The 26,222-nt window shown below is 62.6% G+C and carries 25 protein-coding genes; 15 read left to right on the top strand and 10 right to left on the bottom strand.

The annotated features are described in order from the left end of the window. Positions 1 to 146: 146 nt before the first annotated feature. The gene (locus ACW9UO_RS10325; RefSeq protein WP_457085730.1) at positions 147 to 1,016 is read left to right on the top strand and encodes a branched-chain amino acid aminotransferase; all 870 of its coding nucleotides are present in this window, start codon (positions 147 to 149) and stop codon (positions 1,014 to 1,016) included. Positions 1,017 to 1,437: 421 nt separating this feature from the next. Here ACW9UO_RS10325 and ACW9UO_RS10320 read toward each other — a convergent pair whose 3' ends face one another. Further along, positions 1,438 to 2,124: a response regulator transcription factor gene (locus ACW9UO_RS10320; RefSeq protein WP_457085729.1), complete on the bottom strand. Its 687-nt coding sequence runs from the start codon at positions 2,122 to 2,124 to the stop codon at positions 1,438 to 1,440. Positions 2,125 to 2,276: 152 nt separating this feature from the next. Between ACW9UO_RS10320 and ribA the strand changes: the two genes are divergently transcribed. Both ribA and ACW9UO_RS10310 read left to right on the top strand, forming a co-directional pair. Continuing rightward, the gene (gene ribA / locus ACW9UO_RS10315) at positions 2,277 to 3,371 is read left to right on the top strand and encodes a GTP cyclohydrolase II (RefSeq protein ID WP_457085728.1); all 1,095 of its coding nucleotides are present in this window, start codon (positions 2,277 to 2,279) and stop codon (positions 3,369 to 3,371) included. 2 nt (positions 3,372 to 3,373) lie between these two features. Further along, a complete protein-coding gene (locus ACW9UO_RS10310; RefSeq protein WP_457088637.1) occupies positions 3,374 to 3,853 on the top strand; it encodes a L,D-transpeptidase family protein in 480 nt (159 codons plus the stop codon). A gap of 63 nt (positions 3,854 to 3,916) precedes the next feature. Here ACW9UO_RS10310 and ACW9UO_RS10305 read toward each other — a convergent pair whose 3' ends face one another. The 7 genes from ACW9UO_RS10305 to sfsA all read right to left on the bottom strand — a co-directional run bounded on the left by ACW9UO_RS10305 (position 3,917) and on the right by sfsA (position 10,808). Then, complete coding sequence (locus ACW9UO_RS10305; RefSeq protein WP_457085727.1) at positions 3,917 to 4,423, bottom strand: hypothetical protein; 507 nt, start codon at positions 4,421 to 4,423, stop codon at positions 3,917 to 3,919. A gap of 4 nt (positions 4,424 to 4,427) precedes the next feature. After that, positions 4,428 to 4,919, bottom strand: a complete 492-nt coding sequence (locus ACW9UO_RS10300) for an RNA pyrophosphohydrolase (RefSeq protein WP_457088636.1) — start codon at positions 4,917 to 4,919, stop codon at positions 4,428 to 4,430. 106 nt (positions 4,920 to 5,025) lie between these two features. Next, positions 5,026 to 6,366, bottom strand: coding sequence for a S41 family peptidase (locus ACW9UO_RS10295; protein ID WP_457085726.1), 1,341 nt, complete (start codon positions 6,364 to 6,366; stop codon positions 5,026 to 5,028). Between the two features lie 7 nt (positions 6,367 to 6,373). Then, positions 6,374 to 7,492: a murein hydrolase activator EnvC family protein gene (locus tag ACW9UO_RS10290; RefSeq protein WP_457085725.1), complete on the bottom strand. Its 1,119-nt coding sequence runs from the start codon at positions 7,490 to 7,492 to the stop codon at positions 6,374 to 6,376. Further along, complete coding sequence (gene gpmI, locus ACW9UO_RS10285) at positions 7,489 to 9,012, bottom strand: 2,3-bisphosphoglycerate-independent phosphoglycerate mutase (protein WP_457085724.1); 1,524 nt, start codon at positions 9,010 to 9,012, stop codon at positions 7,489 to 7,491. Before gpmI ends, ACW9UO_RS10290 begins: the two co-directional genes overlap by 4 nt. 119 nt (positions 9,013 to 9,131) lie before the next feature. Then, a complete protein-coding gene (gene map / locus ACW9UO_RS10280) occupies positions 9,132 to 9,944 on the bottom strand; it encodes a type I methionyl aminopeptidase (protein WP_457085723.1) in 813 nt (270 codons plus the stop codon). A 156-nt stretch (positions 9,945 to 10,100) separates the two neighbouring features. Further along, the gene (gene sfsA, locus ACW9UO_RS10275) at positions 10,101 to 10,808 is read right to left on the bottom strand and encodes a DNA/RNA nuclease SfsA (RefSeq protein WP_457085722.1); all 708 of its coding nucleotides are present in this window, start codon (positions 10,806 to 10,808) and stop codon (positions 10,101 to 10,103) included. Between the two features lie 46 nt (positions 10,809 to 10,854). Between sfsA and ACW9UO_RS10270 the strand changes: the two genes are divergently transcribed. From ACW9UO_RS10270 to ACW9UO_RS10250, 5 genes are all read left to right on the top strand, one after another. Beyond that, positions 10,855 to 11,577: a competence/damage-inducible protein A gene (locus tag ACW9UO_RS10270; RefSeq protein ID WP_457085721.1), complete on the top strand. Its 723-nt coding sequence runs from the start codon at positions 10,855 to 10,857 to the stop codon at positions 11,575 to 11,577. Further along, positions 11,574 to 12,302 carry a GNAT family N-acetyltransferase gene (locus tag ACW9UO_RS10265; RefSeq protein WP_457085720.1) on the top strand — a complete coding sequence of 243 codons (729 nt, stop codon included), beginning with the start codon at positions 11,574 to 11,576 and terminating at the stop codon, positions 12,300 to 12,302. The genes ACW9UO_RS10270 and ACW9UO_RS10265 overlap by 4 nt, the downstream gene beginning before the upstream one ends. A 20-nt stretch (positions 12,303 to 12,322) precedes the next feature. After that, positions 12,323 to 12,895 (top strand): peroxidase-related enzyme, encoded by a 573-nt coding sequence (locus ACW9UO_RS10260; RefSeq protein WP_457085719.1) that lies wholly within the window; start codon positions 12,323 to 12,325, stop codon positions 12,893 to 12,895. Positions 12,896 to 12,936: 41 nt separating this feature from the next. Next, positions 12,937 to 13,821 (top strand): OmpA family protein, encoded by an 885-nt coding sequence (locus ACW9UO_RS10255; RefSeq protein WP_457085718.1) that lies wholly within the window; start codon positions 12,937 to 12,939, stop codon positions 13,819 to 13,821. 176 nt (positions 13,822 to 13,997) lie between these two features. Then, positions 13,998 to 15,416 carry a pyridoxal phosphate-dependent decarboxylase family protein gene (locus ACW9UO_RS10250; RefSeq protein ID WP_457085717.1) on the top strand — a complete coding sequence of 473 codons (1,419 nt, stop codon included), beginning with the start codon at positions 13,998 to 14,000 and terminating at the stop codon, positions 15,414 to 15,416. Here the strand turns inward: ACW9UO_RS10250 and ACW9UO_RS10245 are convergent. Then, complete coding sequence (locus ACW9UO_RS10245; protein WP_457085716.1) at positions 15,382 to 15,840, bottom strand: VOC family protein; 459 nt, start codon at positions 15,838 to 15,840, stop codon at positions 15,382 to 15,384. The two genes, ACW9UO_RS10250 and ACW9UO_RS10245, sit on opposite strands and share 35 nt — an antisense overlap. 88 nt (positions 15,841 to 15,928) lie before the next feature. Between ACW9UO_RS10245 and ACW9UO_RS10240 the strand changes: the two genes are divergently transcribed. The 3 genes from ACW9UO_RS10240 to ACW9UO_RS10230 all read left to right on the top strand — a co-directional run bounded on the left by ACW9UO_RS10240 (position 15,929) and on the right by ACW9UO_RS10230 (position 19,263). Continuing rightward, positions 15,929 to 17,413, top strand: a complete 1,485-nt coding sequence (locus ACW9UO_RS10240) for an AMP nucleosidase (protein WP_457085715.1) — start codon at positions 15,929 to 15,931, stop codon at positions 17,411 to 17,413. A gap of 131 nt (positions 17,414 to 17,544) precedes the next feature. Beyond that, positions 17,545 to 17,832, top strand: coding sequence for an HU family DNA-binding protein (locus ACW9UO_RS10235; RefSeq protein ID WP_457085714.1), 288 nt, complete (start codon positions 17,545 to 17,547; stop codon positions 17,830 to 17,832). Positions 17,833 to 18,054: 222 nt separating this feature from the next. Further along, complete coding sequence (locus ACW9UO_RS10230; protein ID WP_457085713.1) at positions 18,055 to 19,263, top strand: aminopeptidase P family protein; 1,209 nt, start codon at positions 18,055 to 18,057, stop codon at positions 19,261 to 19,263. A gap of 33 nt (positions 19,264 to 19,296) precedes the next feature. On the opposite strand, the gene ACW9UO_RS10225 is transcribed toward ACW9UO_RS10230, so the two are convergent. Beyond that, positions 19,297 to 20,157 carry a DMT family transporter gene (locus tag ACW9UO_RS10225; RefSeq protein WP_457085712.1) on the bottom strand — a complete coding sequence of 287 codons (861 nt, stop codon included), beginning with the start codon at positions 20,155 to 20,157 and terminating at the stop codon, positions 19,297 to 19,299. A gap of 316 nt (positions 20,158 to 20,473) precedes the next feature. Between ACW9UO_RS10225 and ACW9UO_RS10220 the strand changes: the two genes are divergently transcribed. The 4 genes from ACW9UO_RS10220 (at position 20,474) to ACW9UO_RS10205 (ending at position 26,185) form a co-directional block, all read left to right on the top strand. Then, positions 20,474 to 21,010, top strand: coding sequence for an RNA polymerase sigma factor (locus ACW9UO_RS10220; RefSeq protein WP_457088635.1), 537 nt, complete (start codon positions 20,474 to 20,476; stop codon positions 21,008 to 21,010). Beyond that, positions 21,007 to 22,965, top strand: a complete 1,959-nt coding sequence (locus ACW9UO_RS10215; RefSeq protein ID WP_457085711.1) for a vWA domain-containing protein — start codon at positions 21,007 to 21,009, stop codon at positions 22,963 to 22,965. Before ACW9UO_RS10220 ends, ACW9UO_RS10215 begins: the two co-directional genes overlap by 4 nt. Before the next feature lie 120 nt (positions 22,966 to 23,085). Continuing rightward, positions 23,086 to 25,248: an esterase-like activity of phytase family protein gene (locus tag ACW9UO_RS10210; protein ID WP_457085710.1), complete on the top strand. Its 2,163-nt coding sequence runs from the start codon at positions 23,086 to 23,088 to the stop codon at positions 25,246 to 25,248. A gap of 181 nt (positions 25,249 to 25,429) precedes the next feature. Beyond that, a complete protein-coding gene (locus ACW9UO_RS10205) occupies positions 25,430 to 26,185 on the top strand; it encodes a class II aldolase and adducin N-terminal domain-containing protein (RefSeq protein WP_457085709.1) in 756 nt (251 codons plus the stop codon). Positions 26,186 to 26,222: the final 37 nt, after the last annotated feature.

The following is a 26,222-nucleotide window of genomic DNA, read 5'->3' as shown; positions in this document are numbered from 1 at the left end:
ACATCACTTCTTTTGAGCCACATTACGTCAGCCTTGTTGACATTCCAAGAGTGAACTGGTAGCGACGGGCAGTTTTTGCGCAATATTATGTCCGCATCGGATCAAAATTGCGCAACATTTGAAAACAAAGGGCGTGGAGGAGCAACATGGCTGGCTCATATGATGATCGTGACGGCAAGATCTGGTTGGATGGCACACTTGTCGATTGGCGCGATGCCAATGTGCATATTCTGACCCACGGCTTGCATTACGCAAGCTCGGTGTTTGAGGGCGAACGCGCCTACAATGGCACGATCTTCGAAAGCGTGCGTCACTCTGAGCGGCTGCTCAACTCGGGCAATTTGCTCGACATGCCGATCCCTTACACCGTCGAAGAACTCGAAGCAGCGAAATACGAAACGCTGAAAGCCAACGGCCTGTCGGATGCCTATGTGCGTGTGGTGGCATGGCGCGGTTCGGGCGAAGACATGGGTGTCGCATCGGCGAAAAACCCGGTGCGCGTGGCAGTGGCGGTCTGGGAATGGGGTGCCTATTACGGGGATGCCAAGATGAAGGGCGCCAAGCTCGACATCTCGAAGTGGAAACGCCCCAGCCCGGAAACCATCCCGACCTCGGCCAAGGCCGCCGGTCTGTACATGATCTGCACCATGTCCAAACACGCGGCCGAGGCCAAAGGCTGTTCCGACGCGCTGTTTATGGATTTCCGCGGCTACGTGGCCGAGGCGACGGGGGCCAACATCTTTTTCGTCAAGGACGGCGAAGTGCACACGCCTGACCCCGATTGCATCCTCAACGGCATCACCCGTCAGACCGTGATCAAGATGCTCAAGGATCGCAACATCAAGGTGCATGAGCGTCACATCATGCCCGAAGAGATGGAAGGGTTTGAGCAATGCTGGCTGACCGGCACGGCGGCCGAAGTGACCCCGGTGAGCCAGATCGGCGAGTACACCTTTGAAGTGGGCGACATCACCCGCGACATGTCGGCGGCGTACGAAAAACTGGTCCGTAGCTGACTTTATGCGCGGGGGCCGATCCGTCGACGGATCGGTCCTGATCCATTGATGGATCAGGTTCCGCGATGAAATGCAGGCCGGGGGTGCATCTTGCTGCCCTCGGCCACCCTCATTCAAAGACGGCGCAGCGCGCACTCCGGGCCCCAATTCGCATCATCAACATCATGCGCGCGGCCGCCGATCCGTCAACGGATCGGAACTGATCCATCGATGGATCAGGCTCTGCGCCAAGATCTGACAGAAGATGCAATTTGCAGACCTCGGCCACCTCCCCCGCACAGCAAAAAAAAGACCCGAGCCGAAGCCCGGGTCAGTCCAACAGGGAGGAGCATGCGATAACCCGCACATGCAACGGGAACTCTTTCACCTTAAAGGCGAGTTATAGATTAGCACGAAAAACAGTACCGATCTATGCGACCTTTCAGGCATTCAGACGATAACCGCCCGATTCGGTGACAAGAAGCCGCGCGTTTGACGGCTCGGGCTCAATTTTTTGGCGCAAACGATAAATGTGCGTCTCCAAAGTGTGCGTCGTGACGCCGGCGTTATAGCCCCAAACCTCATGCAGCAGCACATCCCGCGGCACCACGCCATCGGGCGCACGATAGAGGTACTTGAGGATATTGGTCTCTTTCTCGGTCAGGCGAATCTTGCGTTCATCTTCCGTCACCAGCGTTTTCATCGCGGGTTTGAAGGTATACGGACCCAGCGCAAAAACCGCATCTTCGCTCTGTTCATGCTGGCGCAACTGGGCACGGATGCGCGCCAAAAGCACCGGGAACTTGAACGGTTTGGTCACATAGTCATTGGCCCCGGCATCAAGGCCAAGGATGGTGTCGGAATCGGTGTCGTGGCCTGTCAGCATCAGAACCGGCGCTTTCACGCCCTGTTTGCGCATCAAACGGCACAATTCGCGGCCGTCTGTGTCGGGCAGGCCAACATCGAGGATGATCAGGTCGAAGTGCGACGCCTTGACCTTTTCCATCGCGTCCGCACCGTTGCCAGCTTCGAAGACTTCGAAATCTTCGGTGATGATCAGCTGTTCCGCCAGCGCTTCGCGCAGGTCATCGTCGTCATCGACGAGAAGCAAGTTTTTGAGTTGTGCCATGAAGGACCTCCAAATCTCTTGAGTGTGAGATTGGGGTGATTGGCCGGACGCACAAGATTTGCTGCAATCCGTTCACGCGGTCGTGTGAATAACGTCGCTCTGGCGAGGAAATGTTTCAATTTCCAAAGATTACCGGCTACATCACAGACCTGATGACTGGACTGTTTGCACCTGACACGGCGGAGTTGATCAACCGCGCGCGCGCCGATCTTCGGATGGGGGTGCCGGTTGTGCTGTGCGGTCAGGGTGCCTCTGCGCTGGTGCTCGCTGCAGAGACCATGGGGCCGGCGCGGCTCAAGGCGCTGCGCGCTCTTGGCGGCAAGCCGGTTCTGGCGATCACCGGACGTCGGGCCGAAACGCTAAAGGCGCGGGCGTATGACGGCGATGTGGCACGTTTGCCTCTGCCGGAGGATGCGGATTGTGCCTGGATTCGGGCGATTGCCGATCCGGCGGATGATCTGCGGATGCCAATGAAAGGCCCGCTGTTTGCCCGGCGCGACGGCGATGCTGCGCTGCACCGGTTGGCCGTTTCACTGGTGAAAAGCGCACAGCTTCTGCCCGCCGCCTTGGTTCTCGAGTGTGATGCGGCTGCGCTGCCCGATGCCGCGCTGCTCACCCGACTTGACGCCGAGACCGCAGGCCCGCTGTTGTTGCGCGCCAGCCATCCGCATCCGGTGGTGGCCGCCCGCTTGCCCAGCCGGTTTGCCAATGGTGGGCGGCTGCACATCTTTCGCCCCGATGACGGCGGGGTCGAGCACTACGGCTTTGAGATCGGCAGCCCGGATCGCTCTCAACCAGTTTTGGCGCGGCTGCATTCGGCCTGTTTCACCGGCGATGTGCTCGGGTCGCTGAAATGCGATTGCGGCCCGCAACTGCACGCCGCCATCACCCAGATGGGCGAGGAGGGCGCCGGCGTTCTGCTGTACCTCAACCAAGAGGGGCGCGGGATTGGCTTGGCCAACAAGATGCGGGCCTACAGCCTTCAGGATCAGGGATTCGATACGGTCGAGGCCAATCACCGGCTGGGATTTGAGGATGACGAACGCGATTTCCGGATCGGCGCGGATATTCTCAAAAGGATGGGGTTTGGCGCGGTGCGTTTGCTCACCAACAATCCGCGCAAGATTGCGATGATGGAGAAAACTGGGGTGGCGGTGGCGGAACGGGTGCCGCTCAAGGTCGGGCTGACTGATCAGAACGCCGCCTACCTCGCCACCAAGGCGGAAAAGTCGGGGCATTTGCTGTGAACATGGTGGTGACGCCGCGCGGTGTGCGCTTTGCCGGGCGGTATTGGCCCTGTACGATTGGCCGCGGTGGCCTCACGTCAGACAAGCGCGAAGGCGACGGGGCCACGCCGCGCGGCACGCATCAGATCACCGGGCTGCTTTATCGCCCGGACCGGATGGTCAAACCCACGCCTTGGGCCGAGGCGATCCGCCCCGGTGATCTGTGGTCTGACGATGCCGGATTGATGGATTACAACCAGTTGGTGCGTGCGCCTTATGCCGGATCGCACGAGCGGTTGCGCCGCGCCGACCCGCTTTATGATCTGGTGTTGCTGACCAATTGGAACTGGCCTGACGCTGTGCCGGGGCGGGGCTCGGCGATCTTTCTTCACCGTTGGCGGCGTCCCGGATACCCGACTGAGGGCTGCGTTGCCTTTCGGCCAGATCACTTTGATCAGATCGTGCGGCTGGCCGTTCCAGGAACCCGGTTGGTTATCGCCTAGCCCCCCGATCCGTCGACGGATCGGAGGCGAATTGTTGACAATTCGCGGCGCGCCGGTGCGGGACTAACGGTGCAGGCGCGGGGTGCAGGTGCCACCCTGTAAGCAGCTCACAACCTGCTGCTCCATCTCCTTTGTCGGCTGGGGAAACCCGAAACCGCCACAGGGGTTGATCGTCACCTCGGGCACGTCTCGGTCCAGATTGACGAAAGCGAGATAGGCCATGCCGCTTTGCGCCCCGGCACACCACGGACCGTAACACTGCGCGTTGAGCATGATGTCAGCGCTGTAGTCGCCGGTGAACCCCGCGCGGCTTAGGGAGCGCCCGCTGAGCCGGGCCGGGATCAGTGTATCGGGCGGCGTGTCCTGCTGGCTGTCCATGTCGGCCTTGGGCAGGCGCGTTTCGTCAAAGGTCAGCTCGCCGATGATGGCCATGAACCGATCCTCGCTGGCCTGCGCCTCTTGGAAGATCGCGGCAACGTCGTGGGGAAGACAGCTCAGGGCCTGCGCGCTGGCGGCCCAGAGCAGACATGGCACGGCGACACATAGGCGGAACACAGGTTTGCGGAACACCGGGTTAGTCCTCCAAATACGGGCGAAAGTCCTCAACGACGCGGGCATAGACCGCGCGTTTGAACGGAACGATATTGGCCACCAGATCCTGATACGGAAGCCAGCGCCATTCCGAGAATTCCTGATGCGCGTCAGCATCGATGCGCACTTGATCGTCGGTGCCGTGAAACCGCATGAGGAACCACTTTTGTTCCTGCCCGCGATACCGGCCCTTCCACAGCTTCGCCACGATGTCATGCGGCAGATCGTAGGGAATCCAGCCCGTGGTCTCGGCCTCGATCGTGACAAGCTCCGGCAGCACGCCGGTCTCTTCCTCAAGCTCGCGCAGTGCAGCGGCGCGGGCGTCTTCCCCGTCATCAATCCCGCCTTGAGGCATCTGCCAGGCGGCGGTCTCGCTGTCGATCCGTTGGCCGACAAAAGCGTGCCCCTCGGCATTGACAAGCATCACACCGACATTGCGGCGATACGGCAGGCGGGCAATCTCTTCTGGCGTCATCCTGGCCTCTTGATCCGGCGGAAAATCCATCAATGGATTTTCACCGATTTGTCGACAAATCGGGGTCGCCCCCGGACACAGATGTCAGTGCCGGGGGCGATTTGAGTTACTCGGGCTTGCTGCCCAGCGCCGACAGACCCTTGAGAATGTCGATCGCATACGCCAGTTGGTAATCATCTTCCCGCAGCTTGGCGGCCGCTTCGGCCTTGGCCCGGTCATCCTCGATCTGCTTGATCTCGTCTTCGCTCAGGCTGTCATTGTCGAGCGAGCCGCGCAGATCAGCCTCGGAGCGCGAATTGGGCGTCGACGTCTCGTCCTCTTCCTCGCTCGCGGGTTTGCGGCGCGGCTGTTCCACCATGATGTCCGGCGAAACGCCCAGCGCCTGGATCGACCGACCCGACGGCGTGTAATACCGCGCCGTGGTCAGGCGCATCGCGCCATCGCCACGCAATGGCATCACAGTCTGGACCGAGCCTTTGCCAAAGCTCTTGGTGCCCACAACAATCGCGCGGCGGTGATCTTGCAGCGCGCCTGCCACAATCTCGGAGGCCGAAGCAGAGCCACCGTTGATCAGCACCACCAGCGGTTTGCCCATCGCCAGATCGCCCGACGTCGCATTATAGCGTTCGCCGTCTTCGGCCTTGCGCCCACGGGTGGACACGATCTCACCCTTCTCGAGGAAGGCATCCGACACCCGGATCGCCTGGGTCAGCAGCCCGCCGGGGTTGTTGCGCAGATCCAGAACGATGCCGTTCACATTGTCCATGCCACCCGCCGCTTCGATCTGCTCGGCCAGCCCCTCTTCGAGGTTGGGCGTCGTCTGATCGTTAAACGTGGTGATCCGCAGAACCACAGTCTCGCCCTCGGTGCGCGAGCGCACGGCCGTCAGCTTGATGGTGTCGCGGATGATCGAGACGTCAAAGGGCTCCGGCTCGCCTTCGCGCACCAGCGTGATGATGATTTCCGAGCCGACCGGCCCGCGCATCAGCTCGACCGCGTCATTCAGGGTCAGACCCAGCACAGACTCGCCATCGACATGGGTGATGAAATCGCCAGCTTCGACACCAGCGGCATCCGCCGGGGTGCCATCAATCGGCGAGACGACTTTTACAAAGCCCTCTTCCTGCGTGACCTCGATCCCGAGACCGCCAAATTCGCCCCGCGTCTGCACCCGCATATCACGGGCGTCATCGGGCGAAAGATAGCTCGAATGCGGGTCAAGCGAGGTCAGCATGCCGTTGATTGCCGCTTCGATCAGCTCGCTTTCATCAACTTCTTCGACGTATTGCGCACGAATGCGTTCGAAAATATCGCCGAACAGGTCGAGCTGTTCATAAACGTTAACCTGCTTGCCGTCTTCCTGCGCCAGCAGCGGCGCGGCCAGTTGGGTGGTTGCGACAATACCTGCCAGTGTTCCGCCGACGGCGGCCATGACGAACTTCTTCATTGGTGTCTTATCCCTTGTCGGTTCGGAACCATTCCTGTGGGTCCACTGGCTGATTCAGCTCTCTGACTTCTATATAGAGCGTTTCCGGCCGGGTGTTTCCAGCCCCTTCACCCGATAGTGACACATCCGTTTGCAACGTGCCGCCCATCAGCCCGACAGGATCCCCCGCCGGAAGCACCTGACCGATGCGGCCAAAGACGGCGTCGAGCCCGGCAATGATGAACAGCGTATCGGCCTGCGGTTCGAGGATGGTAACAAGGCCATAGTTCAACAGCGGCCCGGCATAGCGGATGGTGGCGGCGGTTGGCGTGGTCACCACCGCCTGCGGTCCGGTGGCAATCAGGATGCCGGGGCGGCGCACGCCCGCCGCATCCGCCTCGTTCGAGCGGCGCAAAAGCTGGCCCTGCACCGGCAGCGGCAGGTTGCCGCGGCGGTGGCTGATGTCCGGCAGGCTGCCGGGCGCTTCGTTTTCGGCAATGGTGCCAAGCCCGCCGGCAAAAGCATCAAGCGTTTCGGTGGCGGCAATCAGCACGGCGGTTTGCACCGGGTTTTCAACAAAACGGCGCGGCAGGTCGGTGCGGTCGGCCACAGCCTTTGACAGCGCGGTGCGGGCCTCTTGCGCGCCTTGCAACCCGTCCTGAAGCTTGACCGTCGCATCTTCTTGCAACAGCCGCAGCGCCTGCACCTCTTCAAGATCGGCACGCAGGGTATCGGCCTTGGCCTTCAGCCCCGGCGTCACCTCGGCCAAGAGCATCCCGGCGCGTGCCGTGCCCGTCGGGCCGGAGGGGTGCAGCAAAGTGGCGGGCGCAGGCGCACGCGACATCGATTGCAACACGCCCAAAAGCTGCGAAATCTCGGTCTCGCGCGCTTGCAAATCCTCGGCCAGCTGCGATTCCCGCAGCGAGGCACTGCGCATTCCATCGCGCAGCGCCGCCAGCCCTTGTTCATAGCCTTTGACGATCTCGGTCAGCGCCTTGACGCGCTCGCGCCCGCCCTTGGCCTCGCTCAAGGCCTCGGCGCTTTCCGCCAACATCCGCTGCGCATCGCGCGCGGCCTCTGCCGGGGTCATCTGGGCCGATGCCGTGCCTGCGCACAGGCACAGGATTACCGCCGCGCGCAGGATCATGCGATAAGGCTCTCTCCGGTCATCTCTTCGGGCAGGTCAATGCCCATCAGCCCCAGCAAGGTCGGGGCCAGATCGGCCAGCCGCCCGCCGCTGCGCAGGGTCGCGCCTTCGGGGCCACCGACCAGGATCACCGGCACCGGATTGAGCGTATGCGCGGTATGCGGCCCGCCGGTTTCGGGATCGGTCATCATTTCGCAGTTGCCGTGGTCCGCCGTGACAATCATCGCGCCGCCGGCCTTTTCCAGCGCTTCCAAAGCCCGCCCCAGCCCGGTGTCGACCGAATGGCAGGCCGCCTTGGCCGCCTCAAGATCGCCGGTGTGACCGACCATATCGGGGTTGGCATAGTTCACCACGATCAGGTCATAGCCCGCCTCAATTGCCTTGACGAACTGGTCGCTGACCTCGCCGCTGCTCATCTCGGGCTGCAAATCATAGGTCGCCACCTTGGGCGAGGGGGCCATGTAACGATCTTCGCCAACTTCCGGCGTTTCCTTGCCGCCGTTGAGGAAGAAGGTGACATGCGGATATTTCTCGGTCTCGGCCAAACGGAACTGTTTCAGCCCCTTTGCGGCGACCCATGCGCCCAGCGTGTTGACCACGACCTTCTTGGGGTAAGCGGCGGTCATAAAGTCGTCATGCGCCTTGGAATAATCCACCATGCCCAGCAGCGCGGCCCAGTTGGGGCGGTTGCGGTCGGCAAAGCCGTCAAAGTCGGCAGCACCAATCGGCAGCAGGATTTCACGCGCCCGGTCGGCGCGGAAGTTCAGGCAAAAGAAGCCATCGCCGTCCTTGGCCCCGGCGTAATCTCCGATCAGCGTGGCGGGAATAAATTCATCGGTCTGTTCGCGCCCGTAAGCCGCACTCACCGCATCCAGAGCCGTCGCCGCGGTGTGCTCGGCGGTGCCGCAAACCATCGCGCGATAGGCTTTTTCCACCCGGTCCCAGCGGTTGTCGCGGTCCATCGCAAAATAGCGCCCGGTCACGGTGCCAACGCTGGCCCCCTCCGGCAGTCGCGCCACCAGTGTTTCAAGATAGCCGTCGGCGGATTTCGGGGCCACATCGCGCCCGTCGGTCACGGCATGAACGACCACCGGCACCCCGGCCTTGGCAATCATCTCGACAGCCGCCAGCGCATGTTCGATATGGCCGTGCACGCCGCCATCGGAAATCACCGCCATCACATGCGCCGTGCCACCGGATTGGCGCAGGGTGTCGATGAACGACTGGATCGCCGCGTTGGAAAAGAACGATTTGTCCTCGATGGCCAGATCAATCTGGCCCAGATCCATCGCCACCACCCGGCCCGCGCCGATATTGGTGTGACCCACTTCCGAGTTGCCCATTTGCCCGGTCGGCAGGCCCACATCATTGCCATGGGTCATCAGCGTCGCATTCGGACACTCCGCCATCAGTCGATCAAAGTTCGGCGTGTCAGCAAGAGCGACGGCGTTGCCTTCGGTTCGCTCCGACAGCCCCCAACCATCAAGAATACATAGAACTACGGGTTTGGGAGCAGACATGGATTTGTCCTCGTTCTGGGGGATGTCACGCCCCGGCACGCGGGGCGGTCATTGGGTTCAAAATTAATCAGGCACCGGGTAAAACGGGCACCGCGTTACACAGGCATGGGGACGTGCGTTCAAATATCAAAGGTCGGGTGGAACCGGCCCGAAGGCGAGAGGGTAAAGATATCCGCCCCGTCCGAAGTCACGCCTACCGAATGTTCAAACTGCGCCGACAGCGATTTGTCGCGGGTCACAGCGGTCCAGTCATCGCCCAGAACCTTGGTCTCGGGACGGCCGAGATTGACCATGGGTTCGATGGTAAAGAACATGCCTTCCTCAAGCACCGGCCCGGTGGCCGAGCGGCCATAATGCAGCACATTGGGCGGCGCATGAAACACCGTGCCCAACCCGTGACCGCAGAAATCCCGCACCACCGACATGCGCTGTGCCTCGACAAAGCTCTGGATCGCATGGCCGATGTCGCCAAAGGTGTTGCCCGGCTTCACCGCTTCGATCCCGAGCATCAGCGCATCATGCGTCACCTGGATCAGCCGCTCGGCCTTGCGCGGCAGTTTGCCCGCCACATACATCCGGCTGGTGTCGCCAAACCATCCATCGACAATCACTGTGACGTCGATATTCAGGATATCACCGTCTTTCAGTTTCTTGTCGCCGGGGATGCCGTGGCACACCACGTGGTTCACGCTGATACAGCTGGCGTGCTCATAGCCTTTGTAGCCGATGGTGGCGGATTTCGATCCCAGTTCGGTGACCCGCCGCTCGATGAAGTCATCCAGCGCGCCGGTGGTCTGGCCAACCTCGACCAGCGCGGCGACCTCATCAAGGATCTGCGCCGCGACACTGCCGGCCTTGCGCATGCCCTCATAGTCGGCGGGGTCGTGAATTCTGATGCCGTCGCGCGTCATGCGGCCCTTGTGACGGTTCATGGCAATGCTCCGTAAATCAATTCTTGGCCCATACTTATGCGCTTGCAGCGAAAAGAGCCAGAGGATGTGCGCAGACAGGCCCCGCGCCGCACCCTTTTAGCGCGATTTTCATGGCGGTTCACTGGCTTGCGGGTCAATTTCGCGCGTTATTCCGTGTTATTCCGGGTCGAACCGCAAGGCCCCGGTGGGGCTGATCCCCTCGGGGCTGAGATCGCAGCCCAGAACCATCACCTCGACGCCCGCTTTTTGTGCCAGGTTGAACGCCGCCGCATAAGCCGGGTCAATGTCGCCCGCCAGCCGCATCACGGGGCAATCGTTGCGCTGGATCAGGTAGAGCATCACTGCCCGGTGCCCGGCCTGCACCATCGCCGCCAACTCGCCCAGATGCTTGGTGCCGCGCGCGGTCACGCTGTCGGGGAACTCGGCCATGCCGGTTTCGCGGCTCAACGTCACCGATTTCACCTCGACATAACAATCCCGCCGCCCCTCGGCAGTCAGCAGGAAATCGATCCGGCTGTTCGTGCCGTATTTCACCTCGGGTTTCACGCGCGCATAGCCGTCCAACCCGGCCACTTCGCCGGCCTCCAGCGCCGCCCTAAGCGCGCGATTGGGCACCGAGGTATCGACCCCCACCAAAACGCCGGGCGCGGGCGACACCAGCCGCAGGCCGTAATCCAGCTTCTTTTTCGGATCGTCGTTCGGCTCAAGCCAGACGGCAAAGCCGGGCTCGGCCAGCCCCATCATCGAGCCGGGATTGGCGCAATGGGCCACAACTTCGCGCCCGTCCTCAAGCCGGCAATCGGCTAGGAAACGTTTGTAGCGTCGGATCAGCGTGGCCGGGACAAGAGGGGTTTGAAAGCGCATGCGCCCGGCCTATACCTCAGCAGACCCGTCTTCAAGGAGGCCCGACATGGCCAACCCAACCGCTGCGATGCTTGTTATTGGCGATGAAATCCTCTCAGGCCGCACCCGCGACGCCAATATGCACTACCTCGCCGGTGAGCTGACCAAACACGGCATCGACCTTAAGGAGGTCCGCGTGGTCAGCGATGACGCCCCGGCGATTGTTGCCGCCGTGCGGGCGCTGGCCGAGGGGGTTGACCATGTGTTCACCTCGGGCGGCATCGGCCCCACCCATGACGACATCACCGCCGATTGCATCGCGCAGGCATTTGACGCCCATATCGACGTGCGCGACGACGCTCGCGCGCTGTTGGCCGAACACTACGCCAACACAGGACGCGAGCTGAACGACGCCCGCCTGCGCATGGCACGCATTCCGGACGGCGCGACGCTGATCGACAATCCGGTGTCGATCGCGCCGGGCTTCACCATGAAGAACGTGCACGTCATGGCCGGGGTGCCGAATGTGTTTCAGGCGATGGTTGCCACCGTCCTGCCCACGCTCACCGGCGGCGCGCCGCTGCTGAGCCAAACGCTGCGAGTGCAACGGGGCGAGGGCGACATTGCTGCGCCGCTGTCGGATCTTGCGACCGAATTCGACGACCTGTCGTTTGGCTCTTATCCGTTTCAGCAAAACGGCGCCTATGGCTCTAATGTCGTGGTGCGCGGCTCTGATGGCACGCGGATCGACGCGGCCATGGCCCGCCTGCGCGCGCTGTTCGGAGAATGATGCCGGGCGCCGATCATCTGATGCAGGTGTGCGAGGCGACTTGGCCGCCTGCGCGCCGCTTTGACCTCGGGCCGTTCACCCTGCGCGATGGGGCGGGGGGCGGCAAACGGGTCTCGGCGGCGACATTGGCGCCGGGGGGCACCGCAACCGAGGCGGACCGGCACCAAGCCGAAGCCGCCATGCGTGAGATCGGCCAAGCGCCGCTGTTCCAGATCCGTCCCGGCGAAGACGCCTTTGACGCCAGTCTTGCCGCCGCTGGGTATGAGATCATCGACCCGGTGCAGCTTTACGTCATTCCCGCCGAAGCGCTGGCTGATGTTGCGATTCCGCGCGTCACCACCTTTTGCATCTGGGAGCCGCTGGCGATCATGATCGACCTCTGGGCCGAGGCGGGCATTGATGCCGACCGGATCGCTGTCATGCAGCGCGCCGCCTGTGCGAAAACTGGCCTTCTGGGGCGAATCGAAGACAACCCCGCCGCCACCGCCTATGTCGGCCTGCATGACGGCACGGCCATGGTGCACGCGCTTGAGGTCACGCCGGACAAGCGCCGCAAGGGCATGGCGCAGTGGATGATGCGCGCGGCGGCCCAGTGGACGCGGGCGCAGGGCGGCTCGCATCTCTCGGTGCTCTGCGTCAAGGAAAACGCTGCTGCCAACGCGCTTTATCGCGCGATGGGATTTGCACCGGCTGGCAGCTATCACTACCGTATCAAACAACCATGACCGCGAGGGGGAGACCGGCGATGAGCCAGACCGACAAGATCACTGCGCTGGATCTGCCGATGGCCGATCCCCTGCCGGACGAGACGCAGAAATATTTCGATGTCTGTCAAGATAAGCTGGGGATGATCCCCAACGTTTTGCAAGCCTATGCCTTTGATATCGAAAAGCTTAACGCCTTCACCGGCATGTACAACGAGCTGATGCTGGCCGACAGCGGGCTGAGCAAGCTTGAGCGTGAGATGATCGCCGTCGTGGTGTCATCAGTCAACAAATGCTTCTATTGCCTCACGGCACATGGCGCGGCGGTGCGACAGCTTTCGGGCGATCCGGCCTTGGGTGAAATGATGGTGATGAACTGGCGGGCCGCTGATTTGGACGCGCGCCAAACCGCGATGCTGGGCTTTGCCGAAAAGGTCACCAAGGCCAGCGCCGAAGTGACAGAGGCCGACCGCCAAGCGCTGCGCGATGCTGGGTTTAGTGACCGCGATATCTTTGACATCACCTCGGTCGCGGCGTTCTTTAACATGACCAACCGGGTGAGCAGCGCCATCGATATGCGGCCCAACCCGGATTACCATTCTCAGGCGCGCTGACCTTGCGGGGCGCTGCGCTCATAATAGGGTGTTTCGCCGCCTTGGCCGCGCCCGTCGCGGCGCAGGTGCTAAGCTTGCCCGCCGGAACCCGGCTTGAACACGATGCAAAAAGCGATCCGGGGTCGTATGCCATGCCGCTTGGCCGCATTGCCGATGGGGCGATCCCGGTCAAGGTGATCGAAGGCGCGGTGCAGCGGCAGGCGTTTCGCGTTCCGGCCAGCACCGGCACCACCTTGCAACTGCTTGCGCCGCTGCGCAGCCAGATCGAGGCGGCGGGGTTCGAGATCTTGTTTGAATGCCGCACCCGGCAATGTGGCGGTTTCGATTTCCGCTTTGGCACCGAGGTTCTGCCCGGCCCCGGTATGTATGTCGACCTGACCGATTTCCGCTTTCTCGCGGCGCAGAATGCCGAGCAGGGGGCGATTTCGCTTTTGGTGTCGCGCAGCGCCTCTGCCGGGTTCGTTCAGGTGATCCGGGTCGGCACCGCCCCGGATGCGGGCTTTACCACCACCGCAGGCCCGGCCAACCCGACGATCCCGCGCCCCACCGGCCCGCTGGGCACGCAACTTGAAAGCGCCGGGCGTGTTGTGCTGAGCGATCTGAATTTCGCCACCGGCTCTTCGGCGCTGGGCGAGGAGGCGTTTGAAAGCCTCGCGGCGCTGTCCGATTACCTCACGACCTATCCCAACCGCCGCATCGCCTTGGTCGGGCACACCGACTCCGTCGGCACGTTGGAGAATAACATCGCCCTGTCGCGCAAACGCGCGGCCTCGGTTTTAGAGCGGATGGTGGCGACCTACGGCGTTGCGCGCGGCCAGTTAGAGGCGGGCGGCATGGGCTATCTGGCACCGATCCTCAGCAATCTGACCGAAGAGGGCCGCGAGGCCAATCGCCGGGTCGAAGCGGTGCTGGTTTCGACCGAGTGAGACCGCGCGCCAGTCCCCGGCCCATCTGAGTCTCATTTTTTAAGTGATGCGAGCGTGAAAACCGCCGGCAACTGTGCGCCATGTCATCATTTCCGCCGGAATTGCCGGGGTAGCCTTGGGAAATCTCGGTTACTACCCAGACAAAACTGAAGGCACGTGAGCAAGCGAATATGCGTATGGAATCAATTGAAAGCGGTCTGACGGCCGAAGAGCGCGCGGCGTTGGCAACGGCCTATTCTGCGGCATTGGAGTATCGGTCGAACGTCAACTTGGGCGGTGCGCGTCCGGTTGTGCCGCTCGATGAGGCCGTCGCCCGGTATCGCACGCCGCTCGACGAAGAGGGGCAGCAAGCGGCGCAGGTGATTTCGCAGATCACGGCCAAGGCCGAAGGCGCGATCCATCCGATGACGGCCCCGAGCTTTTTTGGCTATGTCTGCGGGGCCTCACATCCGGTGGGGGTGGCCGCCGATGCGCTGGTGTCGGCCTGGGGGCAGAACGCGGCGTCCTCGACGGAATCGCCTGCGATCACCGGGATGGAGCGGGCGCTGTGCGACTGGTTGATCGAGATGTTCGGCCTGCCGGAAAAGACCGGCGCGGGCCTTGTGACCGGCGCCACGGTCGCCAACTTTTCGGCGGTGCTGGCCGCGCGCCACGCGCTTTTGGCGGCGCAGGGATGGGACGTGGAAGAGGATGGCCTGCTCGGCGCACCCGCCTTCCCGGTGCTGATCGGGGCGGATTGCCATTCGGCGATCACCGCCGCCCTGCGCTATTCCGGCATTGGCACAGGCCGGGCGATCCGGGTGGCCACCGATGACCAAGGGCGGATCTGCCCCGAGGATTTCGCCACAAAACTGGCCGCTTGCGAGGCACCGCCGCTGGTGATCCTGCAAGCCGGACAAATCAACACCGGGGCGTTTGATCCTTTCGAGGCGCTGATTGGCGCGGTGCATGACCGAGGCGGCTGGGTGCATGTCGACGGTGCCTTTGGCCTCTGGGCCGCAGCGGTGCCGGAACTGTCGCAACGTTGCGCCGGGATCACCGAGGCCGACAGTTGGGCAGTGGACCTGCACAAGGGGCTGAGTGCGCCTTTCGATGCCGGTGTTGTTCTGGTGCGGGACCGGCGGGCGCTGGTGGCGGCAATGTCGGCGCGCGGGGCCTATCTTCCGGAGTGCAATCGGCATTGGGACCCGTCCGACAGCACGCCAGAGCTGTCGCGCCGGGCGCGCGGCGTGCCGAGCTATGCGATCATGCGCCATCTTGGGCAATCCGGGGTGCGTGAAATGATCCTGCGCCATCATCAGCTTGCCCAGCACATCGCCAAACGTATCGAGGCCGAGCCGGGGCTGACCGTGCTGAACGACGTGGTGTTCAATCAAGTGGCGATCTGCTGCGGCGACGGGGCCGAGGGCAACGTTCAGACCGATGAGGTGCTGCACCGGGTTCAGGAACGGGGCCGGGTGTACCCCTCACATGGAGAATGGCGCGGGCGTCGGATCATCCGGGTGTCGGTGTCGGGCTATGGCATTTTTCGCAAACATGCCGACACCCTTGCAGATGAGATCATCTCGGCGTGGCGGGGTCTTCAGGCCGAGTAACCGCCTGTTTTGGCCGCGAGGCCACCCAGCAATACCCATCGGGATCAAGCAGGAACGCCTCGCGCAGTCCATGCGGTTTGTCCATCGGCGCGGCGAGCACAAGCCCGCCTGACGCCCCGGCGCGCTCGGCGGCTTGGTCAGGGTCGCTGTCATACAGCCGGATCTCAACGCCAAGCCCGCGCGGTGGGTGTTCCGGCAGCATCTCGTGCAGGGGGTGGTCTGCGTAGGTGTGATCGGCGTGCAGCTGAAACAGCTGATCGCCATAGGCCACGATGGCGAAATCACGCGACATGCGATGCACGCCCATGCCAAAGACCACGCGCAGGAAATTCGCGCTGATCGCCACATCTCTCACCAGCAGATTGAGGCCCAGGCCACGCAGGCCCGCACCGAATGCCTCGGGGGTCACTGTCTCGAAATCCATCGCACCGCTCTTTTTCACGCTCCGTTATGGTTGAAGTCGCCCTGCGCCTAAGTCAATGTCGCGCGCAACAGACAGGACAGGGGCCGGTATGACAGGTAGAGAACAGATCAAGGCGGTGCAGACCCCGGAACTTCCGGAGCAGCAGTTCTTTACGGATGCCGAAGCGGCTGTCGACCAGCTGTGCATGCTGTACGACAAGGCGACGACGTTCCTGTCGGATGCGTTTCGCCGCGCGATGGTCAAGGGCCAGCCCGCGATGCGCCAGCGCGCCTTTTACCCCGAGATCCGCATCACCACGACCAGCTTTGCCCAGGTCGACAGCCGGCTGAGCTTTGGCCATGTCTCCGGCCCCGGCACCTATGCCACCACCGTCACCCAGCCACGGCTGTTCCGGCAGTATCTAAGCCAGCAGTTGCGGCTGTTGATGGAAAACCATGGCGTGCCGGTGGCGATTGGCGTGTCCGATACGCCGATCCCGGTGCATTTTGCCGTCGCTTCCAAGACCGAAGTCACCGTGCCGCAAGAGGGGGCCTCTGAGTTCATTCTGCGCGATGTCTTTGACGTGCCCGACCTGTCGACCACCAACGATGATATCGTCAACGGGACCTTCACCGTGCCTGTCGGCGGGGCCGCGCCGCTGGCGCCGTTCACCGCGCAACGGGTGGATTATTCGCTGGCCCGCCTGTCGCATTACACCGCCACCGACCCCGGCCATTTCCAGAACCATGTGCTGTTCACCAACTACCAGTTCTACGTCAGCGAATTCGAGGCTTATGCCCGCGAGATGCTGGCCGATCCGAACAGTGGCTACACCAGCTTTGTCAGCACCGGTAATGTCGAGATTACGGCCCCCGATCAGATCATCCCGCCGACGCTGAAACAGCCGCAGATGCCGACCTATCACCTCAAGCGCCCGAATGGCGCGGGGATCACGCTGGTCAATATCGGCGTTGGCCCGTCGAACGCCAAAACAGCGACCGACCACATCGCCGTGCTGCGCCCGCACGCCTGGCTGATGGTGGGTCACTGCGCCGGGCTGCGCAACACGCAGTCACTGGGCGATTTTGTGCTCGCACACGCCTATCTGCGTGAAGACCGGGTGCTCGACGACGACCTGCCGATCTGGGTGCCGATCCCGGCGCTGGCCGAAATTCAGATCGCTCTGGAAGAGGCGGTGGCCGAGGAAACCCAGTTTTCGGGCTATGACCTCAAGCGGATCATGCGCACCGGCACGGTAGCCAGCGTCGACAATCGCAACTGGGAGTTGCGCGATCAGGAAGGCCCGGTGCAGCGGCTTTCGCAATCGCGCGCCGTGGCGCTGGATATGGAAAGTGCCACGATTGCCGCCAATGGCTTTCGCTTCCGGGTGCCCTATGGCACGCTGCTCTGCGTCTCGGACAAGCCGCTGCATGGCGAGTTAAAGCTGCCTGGTATGGCCAGCGCCTTCTATCAGACTCAGGTCGCGCGGCACCTGCGCATCGGAATTCGGGCAATGGAACACCTGCGCGAGATGCCGCTAGAGCGTATCCACAGCCGGAAATTGCGGGCTTTTGACGAAACCGCCTTCCTTTGACGTCGGGTAAAGCGCAAAAAACCTATATTTTTATGACGCAACCGCCCACAAATAGTTGTGTTGGTACGCAACATAACGTTTAATGCGCGCAATGAGGCCCAATAGCTGGGCAGAACCAAGGAGACCAGAAAATGGCAAAACCAATGACCAAGACCCAGCTCGTTGCGGCTCTGGCAGAGGAAATGGACACCGACAAGAAAGCCGCCGGCGCGGCGCTTGATGCGGTGTGCAACTTGATCACTCGTGAAGTTTCGGGTGGCGGTGCGGTGACGCTTCCGGGTGTCGGCAAATTCTACCTGCGCGAGCGCCCCGAGCGTATGGTGCGCAACCCTGCCACCGGCGAACAGTTTAAGAAAGAGGCGGATCAGGTCGTGAAAGTGACCATCGCCAAAGCGCTGAAAGACAGCGTCAACGACTGAGCCGCGCGCTTACAGTCGGTATGTTTCGGGCCGTCCCATCGGGGGCGGCCCCTTTTTTTTGGCAAAGCCGTTCCGCCGCGCAAAAGGCCAGACCCGTGAATTTCGCTTGCCAAAACCCACGATTTGCACAATCTGGGCGCGGGAGGGGCGATGGCGTCGCCCCAGACTGCACCCTATCCCAGTCCTGAACGCCGGGACCTTTCTTTGACGAGGAGGGTCGCAATGACTGCACGTCCTGATTTCTATCGTTTTCACAACGGCCAAAAGGCCGCTTTGCAATTTGCCGATGCCGAATATGAGGCGCGGCTTGCCGGTCTGCGTGCGCGCATGGCCGATCTCGGCTGCGAGGCGGCGGTGCTGACCTCGATGCACAACGTCAGCTATTATTCCGGCTTCACCTATTGCGCCTTTGGCCGGCCTTATGCGGTTGTCGTAACGCCCGAGACATCGGTGACCATCAGCGCCGGGATCGACGCGGGCCAACCGTGGCGGCGCTGTTTTGGCGACAACATCACCTATACCGACTGGCAGCGCGACAATTACTGGAGCGCGATCCTGTCGGTCACCGGGCCGGGGCGGGCGATTGGCTTTGAGGGCGATCACCTGACGCTGGTGCAAAGCGACAAGCTGTCGAGCTTTCTGTCGCCCTCGGCGCGGGTGGACCTGTCGGCAACAACAATGCAGCAGCGGATGATGAAAAGCCCCGCCGAGATCACCCTGATCCGGGCCGGGGCGGCGGTGGCCGATGTTGGCGGCTATGCCATCCGCGACGCGGTCAGGGTTGGCGCGCGCGAGATTGACGTGGCGATGGCCGGGCGGGATGCGATGGAGCATGAAATCGCCAAACGCTTTCCTGAGGCCGAGTACCGCGACACCTGGGTTTGGTTCCAGTCCGGGATCAACACCGACGGCGCGCACAACCCGGTCACGGCGCGCAAGCTCGCGCGTGGCGATATCCTGTCGCTCAACACCTTTCCGATGATCTCGGGCTATTACACCGCGCTGGAGCGGACGCTGTTTGTGGGCGAGGTCGACGACGCCAGCCTGAAGATCTGGGAGGCCAATGTCGGCGCGCATGAGCTGGGGATTTCGCTGCTGCAATCGGGGGCGCGCTGTTCGGAGGTGACGCATGCGATCAACGATTTCTTTGCCGAACGCGATCTGCTGCAACACCGGACCTTTGGCTATGGCCACAGCTTTGGCGTGCTGAGCCACTACTATGGCCGCGAGGCCGGGCTGGAGCTGCGCGAGGATATCGACACGGTGCTCGAACCGGGTCACGTGATTTCGATGGAGCCGATGCTGACGATTGCCGACGGGCAGCCGGGGGCTGGGGGCTACCGTGAACATGATATTCTGGTGATCACCGAAGATGGCAACGAGAACATCACTGGCTATCCTTATGGGCCAGAGTTCAACGTGGTCGGCTGACCTGACAGGGCGAGGGGCCTGCCGGTGCCTCGCCTATCCCAGATGCCCCATGCGGGGCCGCGCCTTGCCGCGTTGCAGGCCAAGCTGGCGTTCGCGCCAAATGATCAGCGCCCCTGCCGCCATCACCACCAGCGAGCCGAGGATGGTGGGGCCGGTGGGGACCTCGGCAAACAGAACATAGCCCGCGAAGACGGCAAACAGCATCGAAGCATAATCGAACGGTGCCAGCACCGACGCCGGCGCAAAGCGATAGGACGAGGTCAGTAGGATCTGCCCCACGCCGCCCACCAGCCCCGCCGTGACCAGCATCAGGGTTTCAGTCGGTGACGGCCAGACCCAGCCAAACGGCAGCGTGAACAGCGAAAACACCGTCGCGGTCAGCATGAAGTAAAACACCACCGCCGCCGCATGCTCTTTCTGTACCAACCGGCGGATGTGCACCTGTGCCAAGGACCGCGCCGCCGCGCTGAACAGCATCAGCATCGCGCCGAGTGTGGCGATCTTGTCGGCGGTGCCGTCAAAGCTCAGCCTTGGCCACAGGATGATGACCACCCCGATCAGCCCGATGCCCACCGCCGTCAGTCGAAACACCCGCACCCGCTCGCCGAGCAGCAGTGCCGCGAGGATCACCGTGATCAGGGGTGAAGCAAAGCCGATGGCAGTCACTTCGGGCAGGGGCAACATGCCCAGCGCCGCAAAGCCGGTGCCCATCGCCGACACCCCGATCAAGCCGCGCCACATGTGGCCCATCGGTCGGTCGGTTTTCAGTCCGGTCGACAATTCGCCCTTGGCCAGCAGCCAGACAATGATCACCGGGATGGAAAAGGCAGAGCGGAAAAACACGGCTTCGCCGGGCGGTATCACATCGGATGTCGCCTTGATGAGCGTTGCCATGATGGTAAATACGGCAAGTGCTATGAGTTTAAGCGCGATGCCGCGTCCTATATGCATACGCGGCATGCTGCGCTTCTGCTTGGCAAAGGTCAATTGCACGCCACGCATGACTGGTATGTTAATTCGGCATGCCTTGCAGCGCTTGCCATTGGCGCGCGCGATGGCCGAGACTGGCGACAACGCGGGAGGATTAAATGGCCGTTTTCGTCAAGATTGCACTGCCGGAGATGCCTTCGGTCCGGCGTTTCCCGATCTGATGCGATTTTTCTCGCGCCTCTCCCAAGGATCGCAGGCCGACGCGCGTCTTACCAAAGATATGCGCGATACGGTGAGTGATGAAACCCTGGCTCTTGAGGCCGCTGGCGGCGACCGCGCGGCGTTTTCGCGCCTGTTGGAACGGGTGTACGATCGCATGTTCGGGCTGGCCTTTCGCCTGACCGGCAGCCGGGCCGAGGCCGAGGATCTGACGCAAGACATCTGTGCCGCCCTGCCGGGCAAGCTGGCCGGGTTTGACGGGCGCGCGCGGCTGACAACATGGCTCTACCGCGTGGTGGTCAACGCCGCGCATGACCGCCGCCGCCGCGCCGCAACCCACGCCCGGGCGGCCGAAGGCTGGGGTGATGTGGAACTGGCCCGCCGGGCCGAGAATGACGAGGCGCGCGCGCAACTGGGTTGGCTGGCCGAGGCGATGGACGCGCTACCCGAAGACCTGCGCGACACACTGGTGCTGGTGCTAGAGCCGCTGACCCACGCCGAGGTGGCGCAGATCCAGGGCATCTCTGAGGGCACGGTCAGCTGGCGCATGTCCGAGATACGCAAGCGCCTGAAAGCGCTGAAGGAGGCAGAGGAATGAGCGACGAACTCGACAAGCTGCGGCAGGCGCTGCACGCCGCGACCCCTTCGCCGGATGCCGAGCATAAGGCCCGGACCATCGCCGCTGCGGAAAAAAACTTTCAAACCCGCCAAGGATCGCATGACAACGCCCGTCATAGTTCTGAGCGCCCGAACAGGGGTGCCTGGACAAAAGGACTTGGAGCCATGCTGAATTCGATCTCCCCGCGCGCCGCATTGGGCGCAACCACCGCCATCGCGCTTGTCGCCGCCGTTTTGGTGGTGCCGGTGATGGACATCGGCGCGCCGCGTCTGACCAGCCTGCCGAAACCCGTGGCCGTGCCCACCGCCACAAAAGACTCCAGCGACCCGCAAGAGGAAGACCTCGCGCTTTCAGAGATCGCCCCTGCGCCGCCTGCGCCCCCCGCGCCGATTGCCGCCGAACAGGCCATGTCCGACAGCATGGGTGGGATCATGTCGATGGAGGCTCCGGTGGGGGCCGGGCGCGTTGTTGGCCGCGCCGCCAGCAAACAGGCGGCGCCGCAGTTCCAGCCGATGCCTGAACCAACCTTTATCGCCCCCGAAAGCAATACCGAAAGCTTCCCCGAGGCCGAGAGCAACCCGCTGAAAGTCACCGCCGAAACGCCGGTGTCGACGTTCTCGATTGATGTGGATACCGCCGGTTGGTCGGTTCTGCGCAACATGATTGAGACCGGGCAATTGCCGGCGAAAGACACCGTGCGGATCGAGGAAATGCTGAACTATTTCCCCTATGACTATCCCGGCCCCGAGGGGAGCGACGCCTTTCGCGCCGCTGTGACCGTCGCGGATACGCCGTGGAACGCAGGCACGCAGCTGGTGCATATCGGCCTTCAGGGCGCCTTGCCCGAGGTTGACGCCCGCCCGCCGCTGAACCTTGTGTTCCTGCTTGATGTCTCTGGCTCGATGGACGCGCCGAACAAGCTGCCGCTGCTGAAACAGTCGCTGCGGCTGATGCTGGGCGAATTGCGGCCCGAGGATGAGGTGGCGATTGTCACCTATGCCGGGCAGGCCGGTGTGGCGCTCGAGCCAACCAAAGCCGGTGAGCGCGAGACGATACTGGCCGCGCTCGACAGCCTTGGCGCAGGCGGCGGCACGGCAGGCGCGCAGGGGATCGAGCGTGCTTACCAGATGGCCGAGCAGATGGGCGGCGCGGGCGAAGTGAACCGCGTGCTGCTGGCCACCGATGGCGATTTCAACATCGGCATTCACGACCCCGATGCGCTTACGGATTTCATCGAAGCCAAGCGCGACAGCGGCACTTATCTCAGTGTGCTCGGCTTTGGGCGTGGCAATCTTGACGATGCCACGATGCAGGCGCTGGCGCAGAACGGCAACGGGCAGGCGGCCTATATCGATACGCTGAGCGAGGCGCAAAAAGTGCTGGTCGATCAACTCACCGGCGCGCTGTTTCCGATTGCCAATGACGTGAAGATCCAGGTCGAGTTCAACCCGGCGCAGGTCGCGGAATATCGGCTGATTGGCTATGAAACCCGCAGCCTGCGGCGCGAGGATTTCAACAACGACAAGGTCGATGCCGGTGATATTGGCGCGGGCCATCAGGTGACGGCGCTCTATGAGGTGACGCCGGTGGGGTCAGACGCCCGCCTGACCGATCCACTGCGCTATGGCGCGGCCCCGGCGGCGAATGACAGCGACGAGCTGGGCCTTTTGCGGCTGCGCTACAAGGCTCCGGGCGAAGACGCCAGCCGCCTGATCGAGACGCCGATTGTTGCGGGGGGCGAGGTCAGCGCCGACATGGGCTTTGCCTTTGCGATTGCCGGGTTTGGCCAGGTGCTGCGCGGCGGCGACTACCTTGGCGACTGGAGCTTTGATGACGCCATCACCCTTGCCAATAGCGCCAAGGGTGCGGACGACTTCGGCTACCGCGCCGAGGCGGTGCGGCTGATGCGTCTGGCCAAGACGTTGGCGCAATAATCGCCCAAAGGGTGCGCCGCGGAGGCGCACCCGCTTTCGCAAAACGGTCGTCGCCCCGTCATGCTCGCGTTACATCCCCGGCGCAGGAGAGCCGGACTGCATTCACACAGGGGATTTTTCATGGTCATCCGCACCATTTGCCTTACGTCCGTACTCGCGCTGACCGCCGGGTCGGCCGTGGCCGAGATGAACTTTAACCGCATCGCGTCGTTCCCGGTCATTGCCAATATGGCCGCAGGCGAAGACACCAGCCGCGAAAGCGCGCCCGAGATCATCGACGTCACCCAAGACGGCATGACGCTGGTCTATACCGACAGCCCGCTTGAGGCGATTGGCCTGATCGACATCACCGACCCAGCCAATCCCACGCCCAAAGGCAACATTGCGATGGGCGGCGAACCGACGTCAGTGGCCGTGATCGGCACCACCGCGTTTGTTGGCGTGAACACCTCTGAAAGCTTTGTCGCCCCGTCGGGCGCGATCAAGGCGATCGACACCACCAACGGCGCGGAACTGGCGGCCTGTGATCTTGGCGGGCAGCCTGACAGCATCGCCAAGGCCAAGGACGGGTCGTTCCTTGCCATCGCGATTGAAAACGAACGCGACGAAGATCTGAACGGCGGCGCGCTGCCGCAGATGCCGGCCGGATCGCTGATCATGGTTGATGTCGTCGGCGGCAGCTTGGATTGCGCCACGATGAAGGTGGTCGCGCTGACCGGGCTGGCCGATGTTGCGGGCGATGACCCCGAGCCGGAGTATGTCTCGATCAATGCGGCGGGCGACGTCGTCGTGACGCTTCAGGAAAACAACCACATGGTTGTGGTGTCGAAAGACGGCGAGATCCTGAACCACTTCTCCGCCGGAGCGGTCGATCTTGACGGCATCGATGCCACTGACGAACGCGGCGCGCTGCTGTTCACCGAAAGCCAGACGGGCCGCAAACGCGAGCCTGACGCAGTGACATGGATCGACGGCGATCACTTTGCCACCGCCAATGAGGGCGATTACGAAGGCGGATCGCGCGGTTGGACGATTTTCCACAAGGATGGCACCGTTGTCTACGACTCCGGCACATCGTTTGAACACGCGATCATCCAGATCGGCCACTACCCGGACAAACGCTCGGACGCCAAAGGGGTTGAGCCTGAGTCGGTGACGTTTGGCGACTTTGGCGGCACGCCTTTTGTGTTTGTCGGGGCGGAGCGTGCCTCGATTGTTGGGGTGTATGACGTGACCGATCTTGCTGCGCCGGTGCTGACGCAGATGTTGCCGTCGGGTGTGGGGCCAGAGGGCTATGTGGTGATCCCCGAGCGTAATCTGCTGGTTTCGGCCAACGAAGGCGATTTGATCGAAGATGGCGGCGCGCGGGCGCATGTCATGCTGTACGTATATCAGGACGCGGCTGCGCAGTATCCGCATCTGACCTCGGCAGGCATGGACGAGCTGACCGGCTGGGGCGCGATTTCCGGCATGGTCGCGGGTGAGGGCAAGACGATCTATGCAGTGAATGACAGCTTTTACGGCTATCAACCGACGATCTTCACCATCGACGCGTCGGCCCGGCCTGCGCAGATCACCGATGCGATGCAGATCACCCGCGCCGGTCAGATCGCGCAGAAGCTTGATCTGGAAGGCATCGCGTTGGATGGCGAGGGCGGGTTCTGGCTGGCCAGCGAAGGCCGCACCGACCGCGTGATCCCACATGCGCTGTATCATGTGAACGCTGCGGGTGAGATCAAACACGAGGTCGGCCTGCCAGCGGAGTTGATGGCGGTGGAACAGCGGTTCGGGTTTGAGGGGATCACCAAGGTGGGCGATACCCTGTGGATGCCGGTGCAGCGCGAATGGCGCGACGATCCGGACCATCACGTCAAGCTGGTGGCCTACAATATCGAGTCCAAAGAATGGGGCGCGGTGCTGTATGAAAAGGCTGCGCCGGCGACCGGCTGGGTAGGCCTGTCGGAAATCGCGGTTTACGGCGAGTACGTCTATATCGTCGAGCGCGACAACCAGCATGATGATCGGGCGGTGACGAAAAAGATCTATCGTGTTGCGCTGTCCGAGATGCAGCCAGCGGCGCTGGGAGGGGATTTGCCGGTCGTGACCAAAGAGCTGGTGCACGACCTGTTGCCCGACCTGACGGCGACCGGCGGCTATGTTCTGGACAAGGTCGAAGGTCTGGCGATCACCTCGGATGGCGAGATTTTCGTGTCGACCGACAATGACGGGGTTGATGATCACTCGGGCGAGACAATGTTCTTCTCGATTGGCGGCGCGATGTAGGCGGCACGCCATAACAGTCTGCGAGAGAGGGGCCTGCGGGTCCCTCTTTTTTTCAACCCGACGCCACCCCGATCTGTCAACAGATCGGTGCCGATCCATTGATGGATCGGGCCCCCCGCTTGGACCTTCCGCGCAGAATCGGGCAAGCTGCTTTGCGAAGCACAGGGCAAGGAGGCTCGCCATGACCGTCACCCATATCCGTTCCAATATGGACTTCTGGCAGGAACGTATCGATCTGGCGGCGGCCTTCCGCTGGACCGCTCGGCTCAACATGCACGAGGCGGTGGCCAATCACTTCAGCCTCGCCACCGATGAGGCGGGCTCCACGTTCCTGATGAACCCCAACCAGATGCATTTCGCCCGCATCCGCGCCAGCGACATGATCGAAGTCGATGCCAATGATCCAAGTGCGCTCGACGGCCCGAACGCCCCCGATCCGACGGCTTGGGGCTTGCACGGCGGGTTGCACCGGCATTGCCCGCACGCCCGCTGTGCGATGCATGTCCATTCGATTTTCGCCACCGTGCTGGCGAGCCTCGCCGACAGCCGGCTTTTGCCGATCGACCAGAACTGCGCAAGTTTCTTTGGGCGGTATGTGATCGACGACGGCTATGCCGGTCTGGCGTTCGAGGACGAAGGCGAACGCTGTGCGCAGCTGTTCCGCGACCCCAAGCAGAAGGTGATGATCATGGGCAATCACGGCGTCATGATCATCGGCGACAGCGTGGCAGAGACCTTCAACCGGTTGTATTATTTCGAACGCGCGGCCGAGACCTACATCCGCGCCTTGCAAACCGGGCAGCCGCTGCGGGTTTTGTCCGATGCGGTGGCGGAAAAGGTGGCCTCTGAGGTCGAGATCTATCCGGAGCAGGATCTGCGGCACTTCAGCGAGTTAAAGGCGATCTTGGACAGTGAGGGGTCGGACTACGCCAGCTGAGCGCGAGGCCGATCCATCAATGGATCGGTGCCGATCT

This window comes from Marinovum sedimenti (assembly GCF_054052205.1).
Note: the sequence above shows the minus strand (reverse complement) of the source record. Positions and strands in the feature narration are given on the sequence as shown.

What these genes read in the sequence shown, in the direction of transcription:
- ACW9UO_RS10240 (WP_457085715.1), top strand. Translation starts at nt 15,929, where the DNA reads ATGACAGGTAGAGAACAGATCAAGGCGGTGCAGACCCCGGAACTTCCG.
- ACW9UO_RS10310 (WP_457088637.1), top strand. Translation starts at nt 3,374, where the DNA reads ATGGTGGTGACGCCGCGCGGTGTGCGCTTTGCCGGGCGGTATTGGCCC.
- ribA (WP_457085728.1), top strand. Translation starts at nt 2,277, where the DNA reads ATGACTGGACTGTTTGCACCTGACACGGCGGAGTTGATCAACCGCGCG.
- ACW9UO_RS10210 (WP_457085710.1), top strand. Translation starts at nt 23,086, where the DNA reads ATGGTCATCCGCACCATTTGCCTTACGTCCGTACTCGCGCTGACCGCC.
- ACW9UO_RS10245 (WP_457085716.1), bottom strand. Translation starts at nt 15,840, where the DNA reads ATGGATTTCGAGACAGTGACCCCCGAGGCATTCGGTGCGGGCCTGCGT.
- ACW9UO_RS10325 (WP_457085730.1), top strand. Translation starts at nt 147, where the DNA reads ATGGCTGGCTCATATGATGATCGTGACGGCAAGATCTGGTTGGATGGC.
- ACW9UO_RS10235 (WP_457085714.1), top strand. Translation starts at nt 17,545, where the DNA reads ATGGCAAAACCAATGACCAAGACCCAGCTCGTTGCGGCTCTGGCAGAG.
- map (WP_457085723.1), bottom strand. Translation starts at nt 9,944, where the DNA reads ATGAACCGTCACAAGGGCCGCATGACGCGCGACGGCATCAGAATTCAC.
- ACW9UO_RS10320 (WP_457085729.1), bottom strand. Translation starts at nt 2,124, where the DNA reads ATGGCACAACTCAAAAACTTGCTTCTCGTCGATGACGACGATGACCTG.
- gpmI (WP_457085724.1), bottom strand. Translation starts at nt 9,012, where the DNA reads ATGTCTGCTCCCAAACCCGTAGTTCTATGTATTCTTGATGGTTGGGGG.
- ACW9UO_RS10215 (WP_457085711.1), top strand. Translation starts at nt 21,007, where the DNA reads ATGAGCGACGAACTCGACAAGCTGCGGCAGGCGCTGCACGCCGCGACC.
- ACW9UO_RS10225 (WP_457085712.1), bottom strand. Translation starts at nt 20,157, where the DNA reads ATGGCAACGCTCATCAAGGCGACATCCGATGTGATACCGCCCGGCGAA.
- ACW9UO_RS10270 (WP_457085721.1), top strand. Translation starts at nt 10,855, where the DNA reads ATGGCCAACCCAACCGCTGCGATGCTTGTTATTGGCGATGAAATCCTC.
- ACW9UO_RS10260 (WP_457085719.1), top strand. Translation starts at nt 12,323, where the DNA reads ATGAGCCAGACCGACAAGATCACTGCGCTGGATCTGCCGATGGCCGAT.
- ACW9UO_RS10205 (WP_457085709.1), top strand. Translation starts at nt 25,430, where the DNA reads ATGACCGTCACCCATATCCGTTCCAATATGGACTTCTGGCAGGAACGT.
- ACW9UO_RS10220 (WP_457088635.1), top strand. Translation starts at nt 20,474, where the DNA reads ATGCGCGATACGGTGAGTGATGAAACCCTGGCTCTTGAGGCCGCTGGC.
- ACW9UO_RS10265 (WP_457085720.1), top strand. Translation starts at nt 11,574, where the DNA reads ATGATGCCGGGCGCCGATCATCTGATGCAGGTGTGCGAGGCGACTTGG.
- sfsA (WP_457085722.1), bottom strand. Translation starts at nt 10,808, where the DNA reads ATGCGCTTTCAAACCCCTCTTGTCCCGGCCACGCTGATCCGACGCTAC.
- ACW9UO_RS10230 (WP_457085713.1), top strand. Translation starts at nt 18,055, where the DNA reads ATGACTGCACGTCCTGATTTCTATCGTTTTCACAACGGCCAAAAGGCC.
- ACW9UO_RS10295 (WP_457085726.1), bottom strand. Translation starts at nt 6,366, where the DNA reads ATGAAGAAGTTCGTCATGGCCGCCGTCGGCGGAACACTGGCAGGTATT.
- ACW9UO_RS10290 (WP_457085725.1), bottom strand. Translation starts at nt 7,492, where the DNA reads ATGATCCTGCGCGCGGCGGTAATCCTGTGCCTGTGCGCAGGCACGGCA.
- ACW9UO_RS10250 (WP_457085717.1), top strand. Translation starts at nt 13,998, where the DNA reads ATGGAATCAATTGAAAGCGGTCTGACGGCCGAAGAGCGCGCGGCGTTG.
- ACW9UO_RS10300 (WP_457088636.1), bottom strand. Translation starts at nt 4,919, where the DNA reads ATGACGCCAGAAGAGATTGCCCGCCTGCCGTATCGCCGCAATGTCGGT.